Origin of the sequence: Sphingomonas sp. MJ1 (PH-R8) (assembly GCF_048058635.1) — a bacterium.
GTDB lineage: Bacteria > Pseudomonadota > Alphaproteobacteria > Sphingomonadales > Sphingomonadaceae > Sphingomonas.
On the sequence record NZ_JBBEFX010000015.1, the window covers coordinates 17414 to 38910 of the forward strand.

At 68.4% G+C, this 21497-nt stretch carries 18 protein-coding genes; 9 read left to right on the forward strand and 9 right to left on the reverse strand.

Translation table 11 applies throughout. The features are described from left to right. Positions 1–11: 11 nt before the first annotated feature. The 5 genes from VPH46_RS12575 to VPH46_RS12595 all read left to right on the forward strand — a co-directional run bounded on the left by VPH46_RS12575 (position 12) and on the right by VPH46_RS12595 (position 4683). Complete coding sequence (locus tag VPH46_RS12575; RefSeq protein WP_416611699.1) at positions 12–713, forward strand: CpaD family pilus assembly lipoprotein; 702 nt, start codon at positions 12–14, stop codon at positions 711–713. Continuing rightward, the gene (locus VPH46_RS12580; protein ID WP_416611701.1) at positions 713–1999 is read left to right on the forward strand and encodes a pilus assembly protein CpaE; all 1287 of its coding nucleotides are present in this window, start codon (positions 713–715) and stop codon (positions 1997–1999) included. The genes VPH46_RS12575 and VPH46_RS12580 overlap by 1 nt, the downstream gene beginning before the upstream one ends. 45 nt (positions 2000–2044) lie before the next feature. Beyond that, positions 2045–3022 (forward strand): type II secretion system F family protein, encoded by a 978-nt coding sequence (locus VPH46_RS12585; protein ID WP_416611703.1) that lies wholly within the window; start codon positions 2045–2047, stop codon positions 3020–3022. Positions 3023–3026: 4 nt separating this feature from the next. Next, positions 3027–4025, forward strand: a complete 999-nt coding sequence (locus VPH46_RS12590; RefSeq protein WP_165889983.1) for a type II secretion system F family protein — start codon at positions 3027–3029, stop codon at positions 4023–4025. Between the two features lie 64 nt (positions 4026–4089). Beyond that, positions 4090–4683 (forward strand): hypothetical protein, encoded by a 594-nt coding sequence (locus VPH46_RS12595; protein WP_416611705.1) that lies wholly within the window; start codon positions 4090–4092, stop codon positions 4681–4683. Between the two features lie 235 nt (positions 4684–4918). Here the strand turns inward: VPH46_RS12595 and VPH46_RS12600 are convergent, their stop codons facing one another. The 5 genes from VPH46_RS12600 to VPH46_RS12620 all read right to left on the reverse strand — a co-directional run bounded on the left by VPH46_RS12600 (position 4919) and on the right by VPH46_RS12620 (position 12185). Beyond that, the gene (locus VPH46_RS12600; protein WP_317893076.1) at positions 4919–5125 is read right to left on the reverse strand and encodes a hypothetical protein; all 207 of its coding nucleotides are present in this window, start codon (positions 5123–5125) and stop codon (positions 4919–4921) included. After that, positions 5122–7788 (reverse strand): pyruvate, phosphate dikinase, encoded by a 2667-nt coding sequence (gene ppdK, locus VPH46_RS12605; protein WP_416611707.1) that lies wholly within the window; start codon positions 7786–7788, stop codon positions 5122–5124. Before ppdK ends, VPH46_RS12600 begins: the two co-directional genes overlap by 4 nt. Before the next feature lie 97 nt (positions 7789–7885). Next, positions 7886–10384 carry a glycine--tRNA ligase subunit beta gene (gene glyS / locus VPH46_RS12610; protein ID WP_416611709.1) on the reverse strand — a complete coding sequence of 833 codons (2499 nt, stop codon included), beginning with the start codon at positions 10382–10384 and terminating at the stop codon, positions 7886–7888. A 150-nt stretch (positions 10385–10534) separates the two neighbouring features. Next, positions 10535–11401 carry a glycine--tRNA ligase subunit alpha gene (locus VPH46_RS12615; protein WP_342453510.1) on the reverse strand — a complete coding sequence of 289 codons (867 nt, stop codon included), beginning with the start codon at positions 11399–11401 and terminating at the stop codon, positions 10535–10537. A 340-nt stretch (positions 11402–11741) separates the two neighbouring features. Beyond that, positions 11742–12185 (reverse strand): GNAT family N-acetyltransferase, encoded by a 444-nt coding sequence (locus VPH46_RS12620; RefSeq protein ID WP_416611711.1) that lies wholly within the window; start codon positions 12183–12185, stop codon positions 11742–11744. 307 nt (positions 12186–12492) lie between these two features. Between VPH46_RS12620 and VPH46_RS12625 the strand changes: the two genes are divergently transcribed. Then, entirely contained in the window at positions 12493–13401 is a 909-nt protein-coding gene (locus VPH46_RS12625; protein WP_416611713.1) for a TraB/GumN family protein, read from the forward strand. Between the two features lie 477 nt (positions 13402–13878). Here VPH46_RS12625 and VPH46_RS12630 read toward each other — a convergent pair whose 3' ends face one another. The 4 genes from VPH46_RS12630 to VPH46_RS12645 form a co-directional block, all read right to left on the reverse strand. Further along, entirely contained in the window at positions 13879–14772 is an 894-nt protein-coding gene (locus VPH46_RS12630) for a sulfotransferase domain-containing protein (RefSeq protein WP_416611715.1), read from the reverse strand. Beyond that, a complete protein-coding gene (locus tag VPH46_RS12635; RefSeq protein ID WP_416611717.1) occupies positions 14769–15701 on the reverse strand; it encodes a class I SAM-dependent methyltransferase in 933 nt (310 codons plus the stop codon). The genes VPH46_RS12630 and VPH46_RS12635 overlap by 4 nt, the downstream gene beginning before the upstream one ends. Next, positions 15698–16279: a calcium-binding protein gene (locus VPH46_RS12640; RefSeq protein ID WP_125958971.1), complete on the reverse strand. Its 582-nt coding sequence runs from the start codon at positions 16277–16279 to the stop codon at positions 15698–15700. Before VPH46_RS12640 ends, VPH46_RS12635 begins: the two co-directional genes overlap by 4 nt. A 135-nt stretch (positions 16280–16414) precedes the next feature. Continuing rightward, positions 16415–17599 carry a hypothetical protein gene (locus VPH46_RS12645; protein WP_416611720.1) on the reverse strand — a complete coding sequence of 395 codons (1185 nt, stop codon included), beginning with the start codon at positions 17597–17599 and terminating at the stop codon, positions 16415–16417. Positions 17600–17789: 190 nt separating this feature from the next. On the opposite strand from VPH46_RS12645, the gene VPH46_RS12650 reads away from it, so the two are divergent. From VPH46_RS12650 to VPH46_RS12660, 3 genes are read left to right on the forward strand one after another with little or no spacing between them, the layout of a single operon-like run. Further along, positions 17790–19127 carry an ATP-binding protein gene (locus VPH46_RS12650; protein ID WP_416611722.1) on the forward strand — a complete coding sequence of 446 codons (1338 nt, stop codon included), beginning with the start codon at positions 17790–17792 and terminating at the stop codon, positions 19125–19127. A 22-nt stretch (positions 19128–19149) separates the two neighbouring features. Continuing rightward, positions 19150–20040, forward strand: coding sequence for a hypothetical protein (locus VPH46_RS12655; protein ID WP_416611724.1), 891 nt, complete (start codon positions 19150–19152; stop codon positions 20038–20040). Continuing rightward, positions 20037–21071: a glycoside hydrolase family 5 protein gene (locus tag VPH46_RS12660; RefSeq protein ID WP_416611726.1), complete on the forward strand. Its 1035-nt coding sequence runs from the start codon at positions 20037–20039 to the stop codon at positions 21069–21071. The genes VPH46_RS12655 and VPH46_RS12660 overlap by 4 nt, the downstream gene beginning before the upstream one ends. Positions 21072–21497 lie beyond the last annotated feature (426 nt).

A 21497-nucleotide genomic window follows, 5' to 3' on the forward strand; every position in this document is an offset into this window, starting at 1 on the left:
TGGAGAAGAACATGTACTCGCGTCTTGCGGCCCTGGCGCTCTGCGCCCCCGCCCTCCTCCTCGCCGCCTGCGATCCCAACGCCCACCGCGGCCTGGAATCCGTCAACCAGCCGGTCGTCACGCGCAGCGACTATGCGGTCGAACTGGCGACCACTCCTTATGGCCTGAGCGAGGGAGAGGCTGGGCGGCTGGCCGGCTGGATGGCCGCGCTGAAGCCCGGCTATGGCGATCGGATCGCCGTCGAGGATCCCGCCGGCGCCACCGGTGCCCGCGCGCAGGTGGCGGCCGAGGCCGCACGCTACGGCCTGCTGCTTGCCGACACCGCCTCGCCAGCGCCGGGCGGGGTTTCGGCGGGCATGGTGCGCGTCGTCCTGACCCGCGCGTCCGCCAGCGTGCCGACCTGCCCGCGGGTGGATTCCGCAAACGGCTTCACCCTCGATTCGCACACCAGCCCCAATCACGGGTGCGCCGTGAACTCCAATCTCGCTGCCATGGTCGCGCAACCCGAGGATCTGATTCACGGCCAGTCGGGCACGGGCATCACGGATCCGGTCAACGCCACGCGTGCGATCCAGGCTTATCGCGGTGCCGCACCCAGCGGCGCAGGCGGCTCGAGCAACCAGGGCACCGGCGGCGGCAACACGACCGGCGGGGCCGGCGGAGGCCTTGGCGGCAGCATTGGCGCCGGCACCACCGGATCGGCGGGCAACTGATGGCCAGCCGTCCCGCCAATCGCGATCCCTTCGCCGGCTTCGTCACCGACGAAGCCTCTGCCGACACGCTGCGCCCGATCGTCCACGCCTTCGGCTGGTCGGCCGACAGGGTGCAGCGCGGCAATCTGCGCAGTGCCGTGCAGGCGCTCTCCGTCGCCTCCAGCCCGACGGTGCTGTTCGTCGACCTTTCGGAATCCAGCGATCCGATCAACGACATCAACGCGCTGGCAGAGGTGTGCGAGCCGGGTACGGCGGTGATCGCGACCGGCCAGGTCAACGACGTCCGGCTCTACCGCGACCTGATCGCCAGCGGCATCCAGGACTATCTGCTGAAGCCGCTCAATCCGGACGCGGTGCGCGACGCCTTCACCCAGGCGCAGGCGACGCTGGCCGCCCCCAAGGCGAGCGAGGCGGCCGCAGCCGCGGTGCAGCGACCGCATTGTGCCGTCGCGGTGATCGGCACGCGCGGCGGGGCCGGCGCCTCGACAATCGCAACCTCGATCGCCTGGCTGGTGAGCGACCGCGCCGGGCGCAGCACCGCCCTCCTCGACCTCGACGTGCACTTCGGCACCGATGCGCTCGCGCTCGATCTGGAGCCCGGACGCGGCCTCACCGATGCGATCGACAATCCCAGCCGCATCGACGGGCTGTTCATCGAGCGCGCGATGGTACGCGCCTCGGACCGGCTGGCAGTCCTCTCTGCCGAAGCGCCGATCAGCAGCCCCGTGCTGACCGACGGCAGCGTCTTCCGCCGCCTGCGCGAGGAGATGCGCAGCGCCTATGAATGCACGGTGGTCGATCTGCCGCGCTCGATCCTGGTCAACCATCCGCAACTGGCGCAGGAGATGCCGGTGGTCGTGGTGGTGACCGAATATACGCTCGCCGCCGCGCGCGACGCGATCCGCATCCTCTCCTGGCTCAAGAGCAACGCGCCGGAGGCAACGGTCTTCGTGGTCGCGAACCGGGTGCACCCGGCGCAGCAGCTGGAGATCAGCCGCAAGGACTTCGAAAACTCGATCGAGCGGCCGGTCGACTATCAGCTGCCGTTCGACCAGAAGCTTGCGGCCCAGGCCGCGAAGCTCGGCAAGCCGATGGCAGACGTGGGCAAGGGGTCCAAGACGATCGCGCCGCTGGTCGATCTGGCAGCGCAGGTCGTGGCGGTCGCGGACGCACTCGGCGAGGGCGGCGCGGGTCGCCCGGCCGCACCGGGCGCGGGGGCACCGTCGCTGCTCGGCCGCCTGGGGCAGTTCCGTTCACGCTTCGCTGCCAAGCCGGCGAAGCGATAGGCGCGGCCGGATGCGAGGCACGAGGCAGATCAGGGGTCGGCGGGCATGAACCCGATGCCGTTCCTGCTGATGATCCTGGGATCGGCGCTGGTCCTGCTGCTGCTGGCATTCGCCTTCATGGGCCCGTCCGCGGGAAAGGCCCGCGCGCGCCGGCTTGCCGCGGTCCGCGAGCGGCACCAGGCGGCAGCCTCCGGCACGAGCATGGAAGCACAGATCCGCCGGATCACGACTGCGCGCGCCACGCGCATGGACGTGGCCGCGGGGCGTCTGCTGCCCAACCCTGCCCAGCTCCAGAAGCGGCTGTCGATGACGGGCAAGAGCTGGACCGTCGGCCAGTATGGCATGGCGACGCTCGGCATCGCCATCGCGGCGACGATCCTGCTGTGGAGCCGGGGCATGCCGTTGCTGCTCAGCCTGTTCGTGGGCCTGTTCCTGGGGGCAGGCATTCCACACAAGGTGGTCGGCATGGCGATCAATCGCCGGATCAACAAGTTCACCGCCAAGTTCCCGGACGCGATCGAGCTGCTGGTCCGCGGCCTGCGCTCGGGCCTGCCGATCACCGAGACCATGGGCGTCGTCGGCCAGGAAGTGCCCGGCCCGGTCGGCGAGGAGTTCCGCGCCGTATCGGACCGCATGCGCATCGGCCGCACCCTGGACGCGGCGCTTCAGGAAACGGCCGATCGCATCGGCACCCCGGAGTTCCAGTTCTTCCTGATCACCATCGCCATCCAGCGCGAGACCGGCGGCAACCTGTCGGAAACGCTGAGCAACCTTGCCGACGTGCTGCGCAAGCGATCGCAGATGAAGCTAAAGATCAAGGCGATGTCGTCCGAGTCCAAGGCATCCGCCTATATCGTCGGCTCACTGCCGTTCGTGGTGTTCGGCCTCATCTGGTTCGTCAACAGCGACTATCTCGCCAAGTTCTTCGTGGATCAGCGGCTGATGGTCATCGGGATCGGCGGCTTCATCTGGATGGCGATCGGCGGCTTCATCATGGCCAAGATGGTCAGTTTCGAGATCTGACGCGATGCTGAGCAACCCCGAGGGCCCGACCATCATGGGCGTGGACGTATTGATGGTGGCGACGCTGCTCGCCGGCGTCGCCGCGTTCGCCGTGCTGATCGCGATCTATGCCGCCTTGTCCGTACGCGATCCCATGTCCAAGCGCGTCAAGGCGCTCCACGAGCGGCGCGAGCAGCTCAAGGCCGGCATCGTCGCGCCGGTGTCCCGGCGCCGGGCACAACTCGTCAAGAAGAACGAGACGACCGACTGGATGCGCGCCACCCTGTCGTCCCTGAAGGTGCTGCAGGACGAACAGCTCAAGGCCGCCCAGACCAAGCTGCTCCAGGCCGGCATCCGTTCGCGCGAATGGGCGGTGGCGGTGATCTTCGGTCGCCTGGTCCTGCCGATCCTCATCGGCGGCCCCGTGGCGTTCGTCGTGTATGGCACCGACACCTTCGCCACCTGGGGGCCGCTCAAGTCCTATCTGGTCGTCGCGGTTGCGCTGGTCGCGAGCTACAAGGCGCCCGACATCTACCTCAAGAACCGCATCACCAAGCGGTCGGACGCCATCCGCAAGGGCCTTCCCGACGCGCTCGACCTGCTGGTGATCTGCGCCGAGGCGGGCCTCACCGTCGATGCCGCCTTCGGCCGGGTCGCGCGTGAGCTCGGACGCGCCTATCCCGAACTCGGCGAGGAATTCTCCCTCACCGCGATCGAGCTCGGCTTCCTGACCGAGCGGCGCCAGGCATTCGAGAACCTGACCCAGCGCATCGACCTGGATGCGATCCGCAGCGTCGCCACCACCATGATCCAGACGGAGAAATACGGCACGCCCCTCGCCTCGGCCCTGCGCGTCTTGTCGGCAGAGTTCCGCAACGAGCGCATGATGCGTGCCGAGGAAAAGGCCGCGCGGCTGCCGGCGATCATGACGGTGCCGCTGATCCTGTTCATCCTGCCGACGCTGTTCGTGGTGATCCTGGGTCCCGCCGCCTGCTCGATCTCCGACGCATTGAGCCCGCAGTAGGCATCCCCAAGGAACGCAGGGCTCGCCCGCGTCGTTGACGCCCCGAATCGATCCGGAGGCCGCCATGCTGTTCCACACGCCGACTCAATATCTCGTCCTCGTGCTCTGCCTGGTCGCAGGCTGGCTGTTCGGCCTCGCCTCCAGTTCGGGAGGCCGCAAGTGGCGCGAGCGGCACCATGCCGAGGAGATCGAGCACCGCCGCTACCGGGATGAGACGGTGGCCGAGTTGAAGGCGCGCGACACCCGCATCCGAGAGCTGGAGGCCGAGCGCGATCGTGCGCTGCGCGCCGCACCTGTGGGCACCACCGGCACCGTCGCCGGCACCACGGTTCCGGTCGCGGCCACCACTGCGGCCGCTGCGGCGACGTCGCACACGCATGACTCGCATCGCCATCACGAGGGTCTGGGGGGCTGGTTCGGCTGGGGTCGCGACAATCTGTCGCGCATCCGCGGCATCGACGAAGTCCGTGAACGCGAGCTCAACGACCGCGGCATCAAGACCTTCAAGGGCATCGAGACGATGACCGCCGAGGACGAGCAGACCCTTGAAGTCCAACTCCGTCTCGCCCCCGGCACCATCGCCCGCGAAGGCTGGCGGGAGCAGGCAGCGATGATCCGCGAAGGCCGCGACGACGAACACGTCCGCCGCTGGGGGTAAGGCGGGCGCGGCGCCCCGCGCGGGGCATCACCGCCAGTCTGGGACCTCGTACCCGTATCCCCGCGCAGGCGGGGATCCAGGGTCCAGCAGAACAACGGCCGGTAGCTTATGGAACCCTGGCTCCCGCCTGCGCGGGAGAACGAGGAACGATTGCAGGCGGTGATCGCGACGGCCTGCATCCGCACACCACACGCCGTCGCCGAACTCGGCCCGGTCTTTCGCCGGGCCATATGCCTCAGATCGTCACCCACTCCGTGCCGCCGGGCCAGAGCTGGTCCTCGATCCGGTCGCCGGCCATGGTGAGTGCCGCCAGGATCGCGAGCACCACCAGCAGGTCGAACAGCAGGATCGCCGCCCAGACGACATAGGGGTGGAAGGGCCCGATCCGGTCGAACCCCTCCCGCGTCAGCTTCTGCCCCTCGCCTGGGCGGCGCATGCTCATGCCTGGACCTTCAGCGCGGCTTGTGCCGCCGCCAGCCGCGCGATCGGCACGCGGTACGGCGACGCCGACACATAATCGAGACCAGCCTTCTCGCAGAAGGCGATGGAGGCCGGATCGCCGCCATGCTCGCCGCAGATGCCGAGCTTGATGTTCGGCCGCGTCTTGCGCCCGCGCTCCGCCGCGATCTCGATCAGCTCGCCCACGCCGTCCACATCCAGGCTCACGAACGGATCGCGCGCGTAGATGCCCTTGTCGACATAGACGCCCAGGAAGCGCGCGGCATCGTCGCGGCTGACGCCCAGCGTCGTCTGCGTCAGGTCGTTGGTACCGAAGGAGAAGAACTCGCCCACCTCGGCGATCTCGCCCGCCTTGAGCGCGGCGCGCGGCAGCTCGATCATGGTACCGACCAGATACTCGATCGTGCGGCCCTTCTCGGCAAACACGGCCTCAGCCGCCTTGCCGACGACCGCCTTCATCAGCTCCAGTTCCTTGCGCGTGCCGACCAGGGGGATCATCACCTCCGGGATCGGCGCCTCGCCCGATTTTTCCGCGACCTCGCACGCCGCCTCGAAGATGGCGCGCGCCTGCATCTCGTAGATCTCAGGGTAGGTCACGCCCAGCCGGCAGCCGCGATGGCCGAGCATCGGGTTGAACTCGTGGAGTTCGGCAGCCCGGCGCTTGAGCTGCTCGACGCCCACGCCCGCGGCCGATGCGACCTCGGCGAACTCCGCCTCCTGGTGCGGCAGGAACTCGTGCAGCGGCGGATCGAGCAGGCGGATCGTGCAGGGCAGCCCCGCCATCACCTCGAAGATCTCGATGAAGTCGCGGCGCTGCTCCGGCAGCAGCTTGTCGAGTGCCGCGCGGCGACCCTTCTCGTCCTCCGCCAGGATCATCTGGCGCACGGCCGTGATGCGGCTGCCCTCGAAGAACATGTGCTCGGTACGGCAAAGGCCGATGCCCTCGGCACCGAAGTCGCGTGCCGTCCGGCAGTCGAGCGGCGTCTCCGCATTGGCGCGCACCTTCAGGCGGCGGACGCCATCAGCCCATTCCATCAGCGTGCCGAAGTCGCCGGCAAGCTCGGGCTGCACGGTCGGCACCGAACCCGCCATCACCTCGCCGGTCGAGCCGTCGATGGTGAGCGTGTCGCCCTCGCGGATCTCCCGCGTGCCGACGCGCATCACGCGCGCACGGCTGTCGATGGCAAGGCTACCGGCACCCGAAACGCACGGGCGGCCCATGCCGCGGGCGACCACCGCCGCGTGGCTGGTCATGCCGCCGCGTGCGGTCAGGATGCCCTTGGCGGCGTGCATGCCGTGAATGTCCTCGGGGCTGGTCTCGACGCGCACCAGGATCACCGGCTCGCCCGTGGCGGAACGGCGCTCTGCGGTGTCGCTGTCGAACACGGCCACGCCCGATGCAGCACCCGGCGACGCCGGCAGACCCTTGGTCAGCACGTCGCGTGGCGCATCCGGATCGAGCGTCGGGTGGAGCAGCTGGTCGAGTGCCGCCGGGTCGACGCGCGCGACGGCTTCCTCGCGCGTGATCAGCCCCTCTTCGGCCATGTCGACCGCGATCTTGAGCGCGGCCTTGGCGGTGCGCTTGCCCGAGCGGGTCTGGAGCATCCAGAGCTTGCCCTGCTGCACCGTGAACTCGATGTCTTGCATGTCGCGGTAATGCCGCTCCAGCCGGTCGAACACCGCCGCCAGCTCGCCATAGGCGTCCGGCATTGCCTCTTCCATCGACAGCGGCTTGGCACCCGCGCCTTCGCGCGCCGCCTTGGTGAGATACTGCGGCGTGCGGATGCCCGCGACCACGTCCTCGCCCTGCGCGTTGATCAGGAACTCGCCGTAATAGGCGTTTTCGCCGGTCGCCGGGTTGCGCGTGAAGGCGACTCCCGTGGCCGAGGTGTCGCCCATGTTGCCGAACACCATCGCCTGCACGTTGACGGCGGTGCCCCAGTCGCCGGGGATGTTGTTGAGCCGGCGATAGACCTTGGCGCGCTCCGCCTGCCACGATCCGAACACCGCGCCGATCGCGCCCCACAGCTGGTCGTGCACGTCCTGCGGGAACGGCTTGCCCCACAGTTCCTCGACCAGCGCCTTGTACTCGGCGACCAGCTTCTGCCAGTCCTCGGCGGTCAGCTCGGTGTCGAGGTTGTAGCCATTGTCCTCCTTGGCGATCTCCAGCGCTTCCTCGAAGCGGCCGTGATCGAGCTCAAGCACGACGTCGGAATACATCTGGATGAAGCGGCGATAGCTATCCCAGGCGAAGCGCGCGTCGCCGGACGCGGTCGCCAGCCCCTCGACCGTCTGGTCGTTGAGGCCCAGGTTCAGCACCGTGTCCATCATGCCGGGCATCGACACGCGCGCGCCCGAACGTACCGACACCAGCAACGGATCGGCGGCATCGCCGAACGTCTTGCCCGTCACGCCCTCAATATGCGCGATCCCCTCAGCCACTTCCTGGCGCAGCGAGTCGGGGAAGCTCTGCCCCTCCTCATAATAGCGCGTGCACATCTGGGTGGAGATGGTGAACCCCGGCGGCACCGGCAGGCCGATCGACGCCATTTCCGCGAGGTTGGCGCCCTTGCCGCCGAGCAGCGTCTTGTCGCCGGAGCCCCCGTCCGAAACTCCGCCGCCAAAACGGTACACATACTGCGTCATCGTGGTTCCTTGCGTGGGTTGGAGTGCGTTCCCTGGGGAGGAGGATCACAAACCAGACCTTCGGGCGAAGGATAGCATCAGCGCATCGGGCTGTCCGCTATCCTTCGATCCGGGAGAAATCGGCCACGCGGTGCACCGCCGCCCGCACCCGCGCCAGCAGCGCGAGCCGTGCCGTGCGCTTGGCGGGATCCGCGTCGTTGACGGTCACCTTGTCGAAGAAGGCATCGATCGGCGCCCGCAGCGACGCGAGTGCCGCCATCGCGCCTTCGAAATCCTCGTCGGCGATCGCCTTGGCCGCGCGCGGCTCGGCGACGTCGAGGGCCGCCATCAGCGCATCCTCGGCCGGTTCGGGCTCATAGGACAGCGACTGCGCGCGCTCGCTGCGCGCAAAGGCGGCGACGGAGCCGGTGAATTCGCCCTGCTCCACCTCGACCAGCGGGTCCTCCTCGCCGGTCTGGGGAATGCCGTCGGGCTGGCCGCCGGCAAAGGGATGCGCCGTGCCATCGTGCTCTGTCGTGCCCTGGCGATCGACCGCCTGGTTCGCCTCTTCGTCCTGGAAGCGCAGGTTGCCCGGCGTACCCGTGTCACCCACTGGCACGGCCGATCCCGGCGCATCGGGCGCATTGGCGGCAACGCTGCGATGAACTCCGATGGCGGCGCCCTGCGCTGCTGCCTCGGCTTCACCGCTCACGTGCCCGGTAGCCTCGCCGTTCGCGCCGCCCACCTGCCGCGCCCCCGCCTCAACCGGCGAGCGGGGCTCGTCCGGAACGGTGTAGCCTTCCTTCTTCAGGATGTTGGCCGCACGCTTGTAGCCGGCAAGCAGGTTGGTGCCGTCCTCGGTGGTCACGAACCCCTGCAACGCATGCACCCGCGCCAGCAGCCGGACGAGATCGTCCTCGCCGCCCAGTGCAAACACCGCGTCGATCAGGTCGTGGCGGACGCCCGCCTCGCGCTGCTGCACCTTCAGGCGATCGGCGAAGAAGTCGAGCACGTCCTCGCCTGCGACCTGCGACAGAGGCAGCCGCAGCTTGTTGTCGAGCAGCAGGGCGATTACGCCAAGCGCCGAGCGCCGCAGCGCGAACGGATCCTTGGAGCCGCTCGGTTTCAGGTCCACGCCAAAGAATTGGGTGATGCTGTCGAGCTTGTCCGCCAGCGCCACCGCCACCGTCACCGGCGCAGTCGGCACATCATCGCCCTGACCAACCGGCTTGTAATGGTCGCGGATCGCCTCGGCGACTTCCGCCGGTTCGCCCTGCGCGGCGGCATAATAGCCGCCCATCAGGCCCTGCAGCTCCGGGAACTCGCCGACCATGCCGGTGACGAGATCCGCCTTGGCGAGCCGCGCCGCGCGCTCGGCCATGTCGGCCAGCCACGCGCGGTCGGCGCTCGCCGTGCCCGCGGCGATGTCGCGTGCGTCGATCGGCGACGACGACGGATCAAGCGGCAGCTCGACATGCGCCGGCGCCTCGCTCGCGCCGACGATCCCCTGCTCCACCAGCCAGCGGGCGAGCTTCGCCACCCGATCGACCTTCTCGGCGACGGTGCCGAGCTTCTCGTGGAAGACGATCTTTTCCAGCTTGGGGGTGAGGTCCTCCAGCCGCGTCTTCAGGTCCGTCTCATAGAAGAACTTGGCGTCCGACAGCCGTGCCGCCAGCACCTTGCGGTTGCCCTCGACGATCTTGTCGCCGCCGTCCTCGGCATCGATGTTGGCGGTGCAGACGAACGCGTCGGCAAGCTGCCCTTCACCGTCGCGGCAGACGAAATACTTCTGGTTCACGCGCGCGGTGAGCTGGATCACCTCGGGTGGCACCGACAGGTAGCTTGCGTCGAACCGGCCGAGCAGCGGCATCGGGAATTCGGTGAGGCCGGCGTTCTCGAACAGCAGCCCCTCGTCCTCGACCAGCGTCAGCCCGGCGCCCTGCGCGGCGAGCTTGGCGCCCACCGCGATGCTCGCGCGGCGCTCGGCGCCATCGACGATGACGTGGCAGGCGCGCAGCTTTTCGACATAGTCGTGCGCCGATCCGATGGTGATGGCACCGGGGTGGTGGAAGCGATGGCCAAGCGTCGCCGCACCGGACGCCACCCCGAACACCTCGAACGGCACGACCGTGTCGTCGAGCAGCGCGACGATTCCTTGCAGCGGGCGCACCCAGCGCGGGCTCTCGGTCGATACCGATGCCGCGCCCCAGCGCATCGCCTTGGGCCACGGAAACGCACGGACCACCGCCGGCACGGCCTCGGCCAGCACCTCGGCCGTCGCGCGGCCCGGCTTGTCGGTCACCGCGAACAGCACGCCGTCCCGCTCCACCAGGTCCTCGCGGGCAAGGCCGGTCTTGCGAAGGAAGCCCTCCAGCGCCTGCGGCGGCGCGGAGGCGCGCGGACCCTTCACTTCCTCGCGCACCGCCTCGGTCGCGAGCGGCAGCCCGCGCGCGATCAGCGCCAGCCGGCGCGGGCTCGCATAGGTGACGATCTCCGCCGCCTTCAGCCCCGCCTTGCCGAGTTCGGCCGCGAACAGCTTGGCCAGATCCTCGCGCGCCCGCTCCTGCATGCGCGCCGGGATTTCCTCCGAGCGGAGTTCGAGAAGAAAATCAGGCATCTCAGTTCCTCCCCTGCAAGGGGAGGGGGACCATGCAAAGCATGGTGGAGGGGTATCGGCCGCAGGCGACCGCATCGCGGGTGGAAAGTACCTCTCCACCAGCTGCGCTGGTCCCCCTCTCCTTCCAGGAGAGGATCTTCGCGTCACGCATCATGCCGTCCACCCCGGAAAGCGCGCCTGCCATTCGGGCGTCTTCTTCTCGATCCACTTGGCGCACGCACCCTTCGCCAGGTCCCGCACGCGGCCGATATAGGCCTGGCGCTCCGCGACCGAGATCACGCCACGCGCCTGCAGCAGGTTGAAGGTGTGGCTCGCCTTGATCGCCTGTTCATAGGCCGGGATCGGGAGACCCGCGGCAAGGCAGCGCTCGCACTCGGCCGCGGCCTTGCGGAACTGGTCGAACAGCGTGTCGGTGTCGGCGACCTCGAAGTTCCAGGTCGACATCTGGACCTCGTTCTCGTGGAATACGTCGCCATAGGTGACGCCCGCGTCGTTGAACGCCAGGTCGTACACCGAATCCTTGTTCTGGATGTACATGGCCAGCCGCTCGAGCCCATAGGTCAGCTCGCCCGCTACCGGCTTGCAGTCGAACCCGCCCATCTGCTGGAAATAGGTGAACTGGGTGACTTCCATCCCGTCGCACCAGACTTCCCAGCCCAGGCCCCAGGCGCCCAGCGTCGGCGACTCCCAGTCGTCCTCCACGAAGCGGATGTCGTGGCGGGTGAAGTCGATGCCGATCGCCGCCAGCGAGCCCAGGTACAGCTCCTGCAAATCCGCCGGGCTCGGCTTCAGGATCACCTGATACTGGTAATAATGCTGCAGCCGGTTCGGGTTCTCGCCATAGCGCCCGTCGGTCGGGCGGCGGCACGGCTGGACGAACGCGGCGTTCCACGGCTCCGGCCCCAGCGCGCGCAGCGTCGTGGCGGTGTGGAAGGTGCCGGCGCCCATCTCCATGTCGTACGGCTGGAGGATGAGACAGCCCCGATCGCTCCAATAGTCATGGAGCGTGAGGATCATGCGCTGGAAGCTGAGTGGCTCGGACACGGCCGCGCTTTGACCCATGGCCCGAAAGGGGTCAAGCATCGAGCCTCTCCGGGAGCGTTGGGAGGTGGGCATACCGCCGCCCGGCTACCGGGCTGGAAGCGCCGGAGCGAGGGCGGCCAGGCGCTAACACCCGTTCCAGCGGTTTCCCGCTGACCGCGCCCGGGTGGCTCCGGCAGACGGCGACCATGTCACCACGACTCATCAACCAGCGCGGCGCGGTCTTCTAACCGTGGGTGATAGATCCCTCCGAAATGCGGATTGAGCATCGACGATGAACCCGATTCCGGCCTTGGCGCATAGACCTGAACCGCCGTCAGGTCAGCGCGAAGTCGTAGGCATAGAATTCGGTATCCCGCGTCCAGCCAGCGCGCTCATATAAGGATTGAGCGTTCGCGTTGTCGGCCGCGGTTGAGAGCGACAACCGTGCCGCGCCAATCTGCCGGCCATAGGTGCAGGCAGCATCGAGCAGGATCCTGCCAAAGCCAGACGCACGCGCGTCGGGTGTGACAAACAGGTCATTGAGGATGAAGGTTCGAGATAATTTGACAGACGAGAAGCTCGGATAAAGCTGTGCAAAGCCGACGTCGCGCCCGTCCTTGCGTGCAAGCAGGATCACGGACTGCTGGTGCTCCAATCGGTCCTTCAAGAATGTTCGTGCAGCAGCGGGATTCGAAGGCTGTCCGTAAAACTGGCGGTACGCATCAAACAACGAAACGAGAGTGTCCAGATCGGCGATGGTGGCTTGGCGAACCGTCAACGTTAGCGCTCCCGACTGATAGCAGCCGGCTCTTGGCCGAGCCTTCTATGTTCCGCAACGGATGGATGTCCGGTCCGCGTCGTTGCCGCCCAAAAGCTGCGGCTTGCTTCCCGCCCAGTTTCACCATCCGTGCATGAGCTTCCTCTTCCGGGAAAGCTGGATTGGCGCAGCCCCCAGGCCGACGACCCCGGGGCCTCTGATCGACTAAGCACAAATCGCGCGAAATTCGCACTGCGTCGGCGACAATGCTGCGGTCAGCACATGCGCCCGCTTCTGCTCGCACCCGCCAGCCTCTAAGAACATTGGCATGCCGCTCGTCCGCCTGCTCCTGGCCGCCTTCGTCCTGTTCTTCGCCGGCCCCGCCGCGCGCCCGGCAGGACCGCCGCCGCAGCCGGCGCTGTGGGCGGTGCAGGATGCCGACACCATCGTCTATCTGTTCGGATCGGTGCACGAACTGCGCCCGGATCTCGCCTGGTTCCAGGGGCCGGTACGCCGCGCATTCGAGGAGAGCGACACGCTGGTGCTCGAACTGGTCGCCCCGCCCGAGGGAGAGGTGCAGGCGGCACTCCGCCGCGTGGCGCCCCCGGCCGATGCGCCTCCGCTCCCGGAGCGCCTGCCCCCCGGCTATGCGGAGAAGCTGGCCGCCGCGACGCGCGCAGCCGGCTATCCGGAAGGGGCGTTCGACCGCATGGACCCATGGCTGGCGGCGACTTCGCTCTCGATCCTGCCGCTCCGCCGGACCGGCTACAGCCGGGAAGCGGGCGTGGAGGCCGTGCTCACCGCGTCCGCACGGCGTGCGGGCAAGCCGATCGAGGGCCTGGAGACCCAGCGCGACCAGATCGCAATGTTCGACCAGCTGCCGGAGGCCGAGCAGATCGCGATGCTGACCCGCGTCCTCGACGGGCAGGACGCCGCCGCCGATCTCATGCGCCGCACGGCCGAGGCGTGGAGCCGCGGCGATACCGACACCCTCGCCGCGATCATCGCCCACGACCTGCGCCAGACCTCGGACGCCGTGCAGCAGCGCGTGCTCGCCGACCGCAACGCTGCCTGGGCTGACTGGGTCATGCGGCGCATGGACCGACCGGGCCGTGTCTTCATGGCAGTCGGCACCGGCCACCTCGTCGGCCCCGGATCGCTCCAGGCCGCCCTCGCCGCCAAGGGGCTGCACGTCCGCCGCCTCACCCCAGTGCCGACGAAGCCCCGAGAGAATTGATCAGGGCGCAGCGGCACCGCACCGCGCAGATAGCAGCCAACGGGCCGGAGAGGCTGTCGCCACAGTTCCGCACCGGCTGCAGGGGTCTTCGGCAGCCAGCGGTGACAGCCAGCGTCTCGACCGTTGCACCGCCCCAGCTTCGCGAGCCGTCCGAGAGCCGCACCGGCTAATCGTTGCGTTTCGGTGCCATCCTCCTCATTGTCGGGCAAACCGCTTTCCCCCTCCTCTGCCTGGTGCAGCGCCAGCATGAGCCGATCGGGTCTTGGCGACTTCCAAGTCGCACGCCATCGCGGCGCCGTTGCCCCCCAGGCGGCGAGCCGGGTCCCGCATCGATGGGCCAAGTGTGCCGAACGCCCAGTTCCGGATGCCACGATCTGGCGCGCCATGGCGCGACTGCCCGGGCGTAGAAGCTACCATCCTGCTACACCGCTTCGTACGACGAAGCGCTGGCGTGTGGGACCGACCGACTGCTCGCCATCACCCCCACGGCATACGCCGCCCGAGCAACGCCTCCAGCTCCGCCTGGTGCGGGGCGAACAGTCTCGAAAGCTCCACGCGCTCCTCCATCGACACACCGAAGCGGAACAGGCGATCCACGCGCGCGGGTGTCACCGTGTCGATGCCGCGACGCACCACACGCCCGGCCAGTCCGGAAGGCGGCAAATGGCGCGCGAGCCGCATTGCCAGATAGCTTCGGCGCGCATTCAGCTGCTCGTAGAGCGACGGCACCTCGAACGGCGCCAGGCCGAGGTGGGCGAACAGCCGCTGCGCCGTCGCGGACTTGACCGTGTCGGGCGCGATGTCCTGCTCATAAATCAGCACCATCAGCGGCTCCCGCCCGAACGCGTCGATCCAGTGCTGCAGGTGGCGCGCGTACATGCCCATCGAGGCGATGCCCAGCGTCCAGAGATGGTCGAGGATTCGGGCGTCCGGCGCGATCCGCCCCTGGTTGATGTGATGGTGAAAGGCGGAGATTGCCCGGTCGACGGGGTTGCGCAGCGTCGCCACCAGCCGCAGCTGCGGGCGCAGCTCGGCCAGCTTGGGCGCAAGATCATGGTGCTCGCCCGGTACCGCCCGGTCGCGGGGATCGAGGTGATTCCACAGGTAATTCGGCGTGCACTCCCCGCGCAGCTGCCCCGCCCCGGCAGCGGCGAACTGATCCGCATACCAGCCGCATCCTCGCGAAAGCGCCGACGACTTGTTGAAGAAGTGCAGTTCCTTGGCCGGCGGGATGAAGACGCCGGAGTGCTGGCTCAGCACATGGTGGATCCAGGTGGTGCCGCATTTCTGGGCTCCCAGCACCAGGAAGTCGATGGGCACGCTGGCCGCACTGGCGTCGACCTCCGGCCGGTCACGCAGCGCAACGCTCATCGCACCCGCCTTGCGAGGTACAGCATGTCCCGAAACCGGGAGCGGTACGGAATCACCAGCGGCACCGGCTGCCCGAGCGTCTTCTTGATCAGAGCCTTGGCTGCCCAGCTCGCCGTGTCCAGCCGCACCAGGTCGCGACGATAGGGCTCGAACCCCGCCTCGCCGAGGAAGGCGTCGAGTTGCGGACGCCCGGCGAACACCAGATGGTCGGGCAGGTCGAGCCGGTCGGGATAGCTGTTCGCGCTGTCGAGCTCGGCCCCATTCCCGGTCATCAGCACCAGCGTGCCCCCGGGGCGCACCAGCCGACGAAGGTCGGACAGGAAACTGCCCGGGTCCGGCAAATGCGAGAACACGTTGATCAGCGACACGAAGTCGAACCGCTCGGTCACCTGCGCAAGCGGTTCGGAGGTGACCGGCAGCCCACGCGCCCGTGCGTGCGCCGCCTTGGCCGTCATGGGCTCGATCCCGCGAATCCTCGAGCCGGCAGGAAGCACGTCCCGTAACGCTTCGAGTAATTCGCCGAAGCCGGCACCGATGTCGAGCCAGGTCACCGGATCGTTCCCCAGCTCGCCCGCGAGCACCCGCTGCATCCGATTGCGATAGCGCGCGAGCTTGCGGCGGCTGGGCGAGTAGACCACCGACATCGCGCCCACCTCATGCCGGTGTTGACCGGTGCGCGTCGCCTCGCTGATCGTCTCGTCGGCAGGGCGTGGCGAGACATAGACGAGCCCGCACCCGACGCACTTCACCGCCGAATAGCCGTTCTCGCATCCCCAGCCCCACGCCTCCCGGCTGCCGCACAACGGACACGGCACCACGACCTGCGTCTCGAGCGCCGTCATCGACTCGTGGTCGGCCGGGATACCGGCCCCGCGCGAGGCGGAGCCGATATCCTGCGAGACCAGCCGGAGTGCCGGTGCCTCGCTCACGCCGCGAACGCGAGGCCGCCGGTGTAGCCCAGGCTCTCGAGATAATCCTCGAGCGCGGCGATCTGGCGGTCCTGCGCCGCATTGTCCTTCTCGGTCATCACGTCCGCCAGCCACAGCTGCTGGGTCGAGCCGTTGTCCGAGGTCAGGGTGATGCGGATGTCCGGCCGCTCATTGTCGGCATAGAGGCTGTCGGGAAGATCGGTGATCACCGCGGCGGTGATCGTCACCCCGTTCTTGAGCAGGAGCGTGTCGCCCTGCGTCAACTTGAAGTCCTTGATGATGTCGTTCGTGCCATCGCTGTGGTTGAAGTCGTCGAAGACGAACTTATCGGCGCCATATCCACCGAACAGGAAGTCGCTTCCCGATCCGCCGAAGAGGATGTCGTCGCCGGCGTCCCCCTGCAGATAGTCGTTGCCTTGCTGCCCAGCGAGATTGTCGTTGCCCGACCCGCCCTTGATCCGGTCCGTGCCATGGGTGCCGTTCAGACGATCATTGCCGGCGTCGCCTTTGAGGACGTCCTCTCCGTTCCCATCCGCGACGATCACGCTGTCACCCGAAGTACCGTTATAGTAGGCCATGTTTACCTCCCGACAAAGGGCGCAGTATCGGCTATCAAGCGACTTGCCTGATTTGATTAGTTTGTAAGATCGGTACTACGCACCGCAGCGCAATTTACTTCTGAAGTTCATCCCCTGGCAATTGTAAGCGCAGCCTCATCCCCGGAGATTGCTCCGATTGGGCTGGGCAATTCGTCCATTTTGGATGTCCGAAATGGATGGAGGGGAAGTTGCTCCCACCGCGCCCACAAGGCCCAGCAATTCGCCGGCAACCTCGTCCCAATCGGCCACTGCCTCCGGGGGGCCTCGCCCCTTCTCCAGCGCCCTGCGCAGCGCATCCGCCGCACTCTCGTGGCAATCCGGGTCATAGGACAGCGCCCCCGGTACACCGCGCATCGCGAACGCCGGCCCCACCACCGGCAGCCCGCAGTAGCGATACTGGAGGTTCTTCAGGCTGGATTCGGCCAGGTAGGCGAGCCCCGGCACCCGCCGATAGAGCGCCAGCCCCACGTCTGCATGCTGGACGAACGGCACGAGTCGCTCGAACGGCTGCTCCCCCCATGCCGTGAGGTTCGCGCGCAGCGGGAACGCGAGCGGCGTGCGCCCGAAATAGTGGAACCGCACGTCGGGGAACGCACCGGCAAGCCGCTCCAGCAGTGGCTGGTCCAGCATCATGTCGCCGATCAGCACCGCGTTCGGGCCGCTGCTGTACGGGGAGGCCGAGACGCGGTCGAAGGCGCGCCGATCGATGCCATGGCGGACAAGCGCCGCGCGGGCGCCCGGCAGGTCATCCAGCAGTGCGGCCGCGGGGACACGCACCAGATCATAGCCCGCCGCGTCCGCCCGCAGCCGTCGCTCGAGTCCCGGATGCATGCCGATCACGGTAAGCCGATCATTCATGCTGTAGAGGATGCGTGCTTCGGGGGCGATCCGGCGGACACGCCGGAACAGCGCGACGGCCGCGCAGCTTTCGATCACCACCAGTTCGGCTTTCCGCAGCGGCTCGGTCACCGCGCGCGGCAACAAGACACCATAAAACGCGACCAGCGGCGCGGAGAGCCACTGCCGCATCCCACGGCGCGCGGCTACCGGATGCACCGGCGGAACCCACAGGAATCCCTGCATCCCATCTGCCGCATACCAGCCGTTGCGTGGCACACCGCGCATTGCGGCGCCTTCGGTATTCCGCCGCAGCCTGCTAAGCCAGCTCCGCTGCACGGTCACGACATGGACCCGGTAGCCCCGCCGCACCAGCGCCTCCGCCAGGAACACCATGCTGGTCTTGCGCGCCTGCAGGCCGATCGTCTGCTGGGTGAAGAGGAATGCGGCAGGCGGGTCCACGCCGCCGCCTTTTCCGCTGTCGAACAAAAAATCGGCCGCCATCCCGCCCCTCAATCCACCGGCTGCAACGCAGCTGCCAGTTACGATCGCGCGGCTTCCAGGTTCGCACAATGATGGATTGGTTCAATACTGCCGCACTTGTTGGACCCATCCACTTTTCTACTTGCCGCATGCGTCGTACGACTTCCTCATGGCAGAGGATGGCAAGACACGCGGGTGGTGGCGCCGGGTTCGACGCGCCGTCCATCGCATCGTGCGTTGGGCGGTGAACGAGCGGCCGTCGCCTGCTCCCTCGGCCCTGCACCACCGCAGCGCACCGGCAATCCCGGTGGGAACGCCGGCGGTCGGGGACACGGCGATTGCTTCCAACATGGATGCAACACCGGTCCGTCCCGAGGCGGAGGGCACCCAGGCCCCGGCGCAGCGCTTTGCGGCAGCGATGGGGGCCCGATCGCAGCGCTCCCGCGTCATCGCCGCCTTCAATGCCGCGCAGCCGGTGGACGACCGCTACGAACTGCTCGGGCGCATGGCCGAGCTCAACCGGCTCGTGGATGGCGTGGTCGAGCGGCGCCAGCATGCGGTGATCTTCGGCGCCCGCGGCTCCGGCAAGACGTCGCTCGCGCGGATCTTCGGCGATCTCGCCGATGAGGCGGAATGCGTTGCCCTCTATCACGCGGCGACCGGCGACACCGAGTTCGTGGACCTGCTGCGTCCCTATCTTCCCTTCTTGCAGGCGGAGGCGCGTCCCGCCGGCCGGGCTGCACTATCCGCGCTCGCGGAGCGCGATTTCACGGCGCGCGACTTCGTAAGCGCGGCCGCCCCTGGGCTCGCGCGGCGAGTCTTCCTGATCGTGGACGAGTTCGATCGCATCGAAAACGCGCAGACGAAGGCGCAGATGGCGAGCCTGCTGAAGCTGCTGTCCGACACGCGCGCCCCGCTCCAGTTCCTGCTCGTCGGAATCGCCGCCGATGTGGACGAATTGCTCGAGGCCCACCCGTCGCTGCGCCGTCACCTCACCGCCGTGCCGATCCGCCCGTTCGGATCGCGCTCCGTGGAGGCGGTGATCGACGAGGGCTCACGGCGCAGCGGCCTGCTCTTCCCTGCCGAGGCCCGCGTGCTGATCGGCGCCGCCGCCGCGGGCTCTCCCTATCATGTCCGCCTGTTCTGCCAGGCAGCCGGCCTGGCGGCGGCGGAGGCCGGCGCCGGCACGGTCGATGTGGCGGCGGTGCGCACCGGACTGGCGGCGAGCTTCGAGGAATGGGCCAGCGTCAACGCGTCCGCCGCCGCGCTGTTTGAACGCCTCTGCCGGCTTGCCGATCTTCGCGAGCGGCTGCGGGCGCTCGCCTGCGATGCCGCCGCGCATCAGACGGTTGCCGCCGACCGGGTACCGGAGGCGCTCGCCCCCGCCCTGCTGTTCAACGATGGCGGCACCGCCGTCTTCGCGGACTCGCTCGCACCCCAGTTCCTGCTCGCGCGGCTCCAGCTCGCAGCATCCGAGCCCCGGCCGGCGATGGCGGCCGCAGAATGAAGATGATCGGGAGAGTCCTGCCATGAGACTGCGCTCCACCGCGCTCGATGCACGCAGCCTGGAGGGCGCGCGGCTGTGGCCGAACGATGCCCCCGGCGACCCGAGTCGAGGCCCGCTGCCGTCGCCCGGAATGCCGCCCATCGATGCCTTCAGCGACCCGATGGCCTCGCATCCGCAGGAGGCCGGAGGCGCGGTGCACGACGGCGCATCCGTGCCCGGCGGTGCCGCAGCGGGAGCGGCTCGGCACGGCGCTCTGCTGCATCCAGGCGACCCTCGCGTCGATCCGTCCGTCTTTGCCGCGTTCGAGGCCGGTGGTGACGCGGTGGCCCGCATCCGCGACCTACGCAGCACCTTGTCGAGCCGCTGGCACAGCGACACCCCCGATGACCGCCGAGCCGTCGCGGTGATCGGCCTCGACACGACGGTGGAGGTGGCATGCGTGTCGGCGAACCTCGCGGTCGTCTGCGCGCAGCTCGGCTGGCCGACGCTGCTGATCGACGGCGATATCCAGGCACCGGCGCAGGACCGGCTCTTTCGCACACTGAACCAGGCGGGTCTATCGACGCTGCTCCAGGAAGCGGAGGGACGCGCCGCCGTCCAGCCGACCGCGATCGAGCGGCTATCGCTGCTGCCGGCGGGCCCCGCAGCGGCGGATGGCCCCGAACTGATCGAGCGCAGGCCGCTGGCAGAAGCGCTGGAAGGCCGCATCGGCCGGTACCGGCTGCTCCTTCTCAGCCTTTCCGCGCGCGGGGAGTCGCCCCGTTTCGGCGCGGTCGACACGGTCCTAAGCGGCTTCGACGGCGCGCTGGTACTGGCGAGCCGCAACGCCAGCGCGCTCCGCCCGCTCCAGCGGCTGACCATGCTGCTGGAGGAAAGCGGGGTGCCGCTGCTGGGGACGGTGATCGTGCCGTGATCGGCGGCGTTCGCACGGTCGTGCTCCCGCTCCTCGCGCTGCTGCTGCCCTCGCCCGCCGCTGCCGCTGCCGCTGCCGCTGCCGCGCAAGCCAGACCGCAGTTGACCGGCGTCAACATCGCAGGCGGCGAATTCAAGCCTGCAAGGCGCCCGGGCATCTATGGCAAGGACTACCTCTACCCGCGCGACGCCGATCTGGCGACGTTCGCCAAGGGGGGCATGAACGTCGTGCGCGTGCCGCTCCGCTGGGAGCGCGTGCAGCCCGGGCTTTCGCAGGCGCTCTCCCCGGTGGAAGTCGGGCGGCTCGATGCGGTCGTCGCCAGGGCGTCCGCCTACGGACTGACGGTGATCCTCGATGTGCACAACTACGGCAGATACGCCAGTCGCAGCGTCACGGAGCCGGTGGTCGCCGACGGGCTGGTCGATCTTTGGAAGCGCCTCGCCGCGCATTACAGGGGCAAGCGCGTCGCCTTCGGGCTGATGAACGAGCCGCACGGCATTGCCGCGACCGAGTGGCGCAGGATCGTCGATCGGGTGGTGACCGCCATTCGCGCCACGGGCGCCCGCAATCTGGTCCTGGTGCCCGGTACGAAGTGGACCGGCGCCCACAGCTGGGCCCGCACCGGCGGCGGCGGCTCCAATGCCGATGCGTTCGCCGGGTTTCGCGACCCCGGCGGCAACTTCGCGTTCGAAATGCACCAGTATCTCGACAACGACTCCTCGGGCATCCACCCGGGCTGCGGCGGCCCGGATACCGGCGTCGACCGACTCCGTGCTGCCACCGCCTGGTTGCGCTCGGTAGGGGCGCGCGGCTTCCTCGCCGAGTTCGGCGCCGGCGGCGACGCCGCATGCCTGGCAACCCTTGACCGCATGCTGGCCTATATGGACCGGAACGGGGATGTCTGGTCCGGCTGGACCTATTGGGCGGCGGGTCCCTGGTGGCCGGCCAGCTACGCCTTCAGCGTGCAGCCGAGCCGCACGGGCGGCGAGCGGCCGCAGATGCGGGTCCTACGCCGCCACCTGGCGCGATAGGACGCGCCGCGGCGCCGAGGGATATCCATGTCGCCCCTCCGGATCGTCGAGCCCGAGCGGGCAGCGCGCCCACCTTCCGTAGCCCCAAGGCGCAGTCCTGCCGACTCCGGAGAAGAAGCTCCCAGCGCCCTCCGATCGAGCACGGACGATCCTCTTGCGGACTGCACCCCACGGAGAACACCTGCCTCGCCGTCCAAACGCGTCGGTCCCGTTCATCGCTGCGCCACACCAGAATGACCACGTCGCCGATTGAGTCTCGCACGCGCGGGACGCCAGCCGTACGCGGCAGCAAGACCACCGACCAAAGCATCTCTATTGCTCCGCGAAGTTATCATTTGCGGTTCGGGCCGCTTTTCGGGCCCTCCTAAAGTTCCGCTTCTACCCGCCCAAGATCTCTCCGGGACGGACCGAGTAAATGGGGCAATT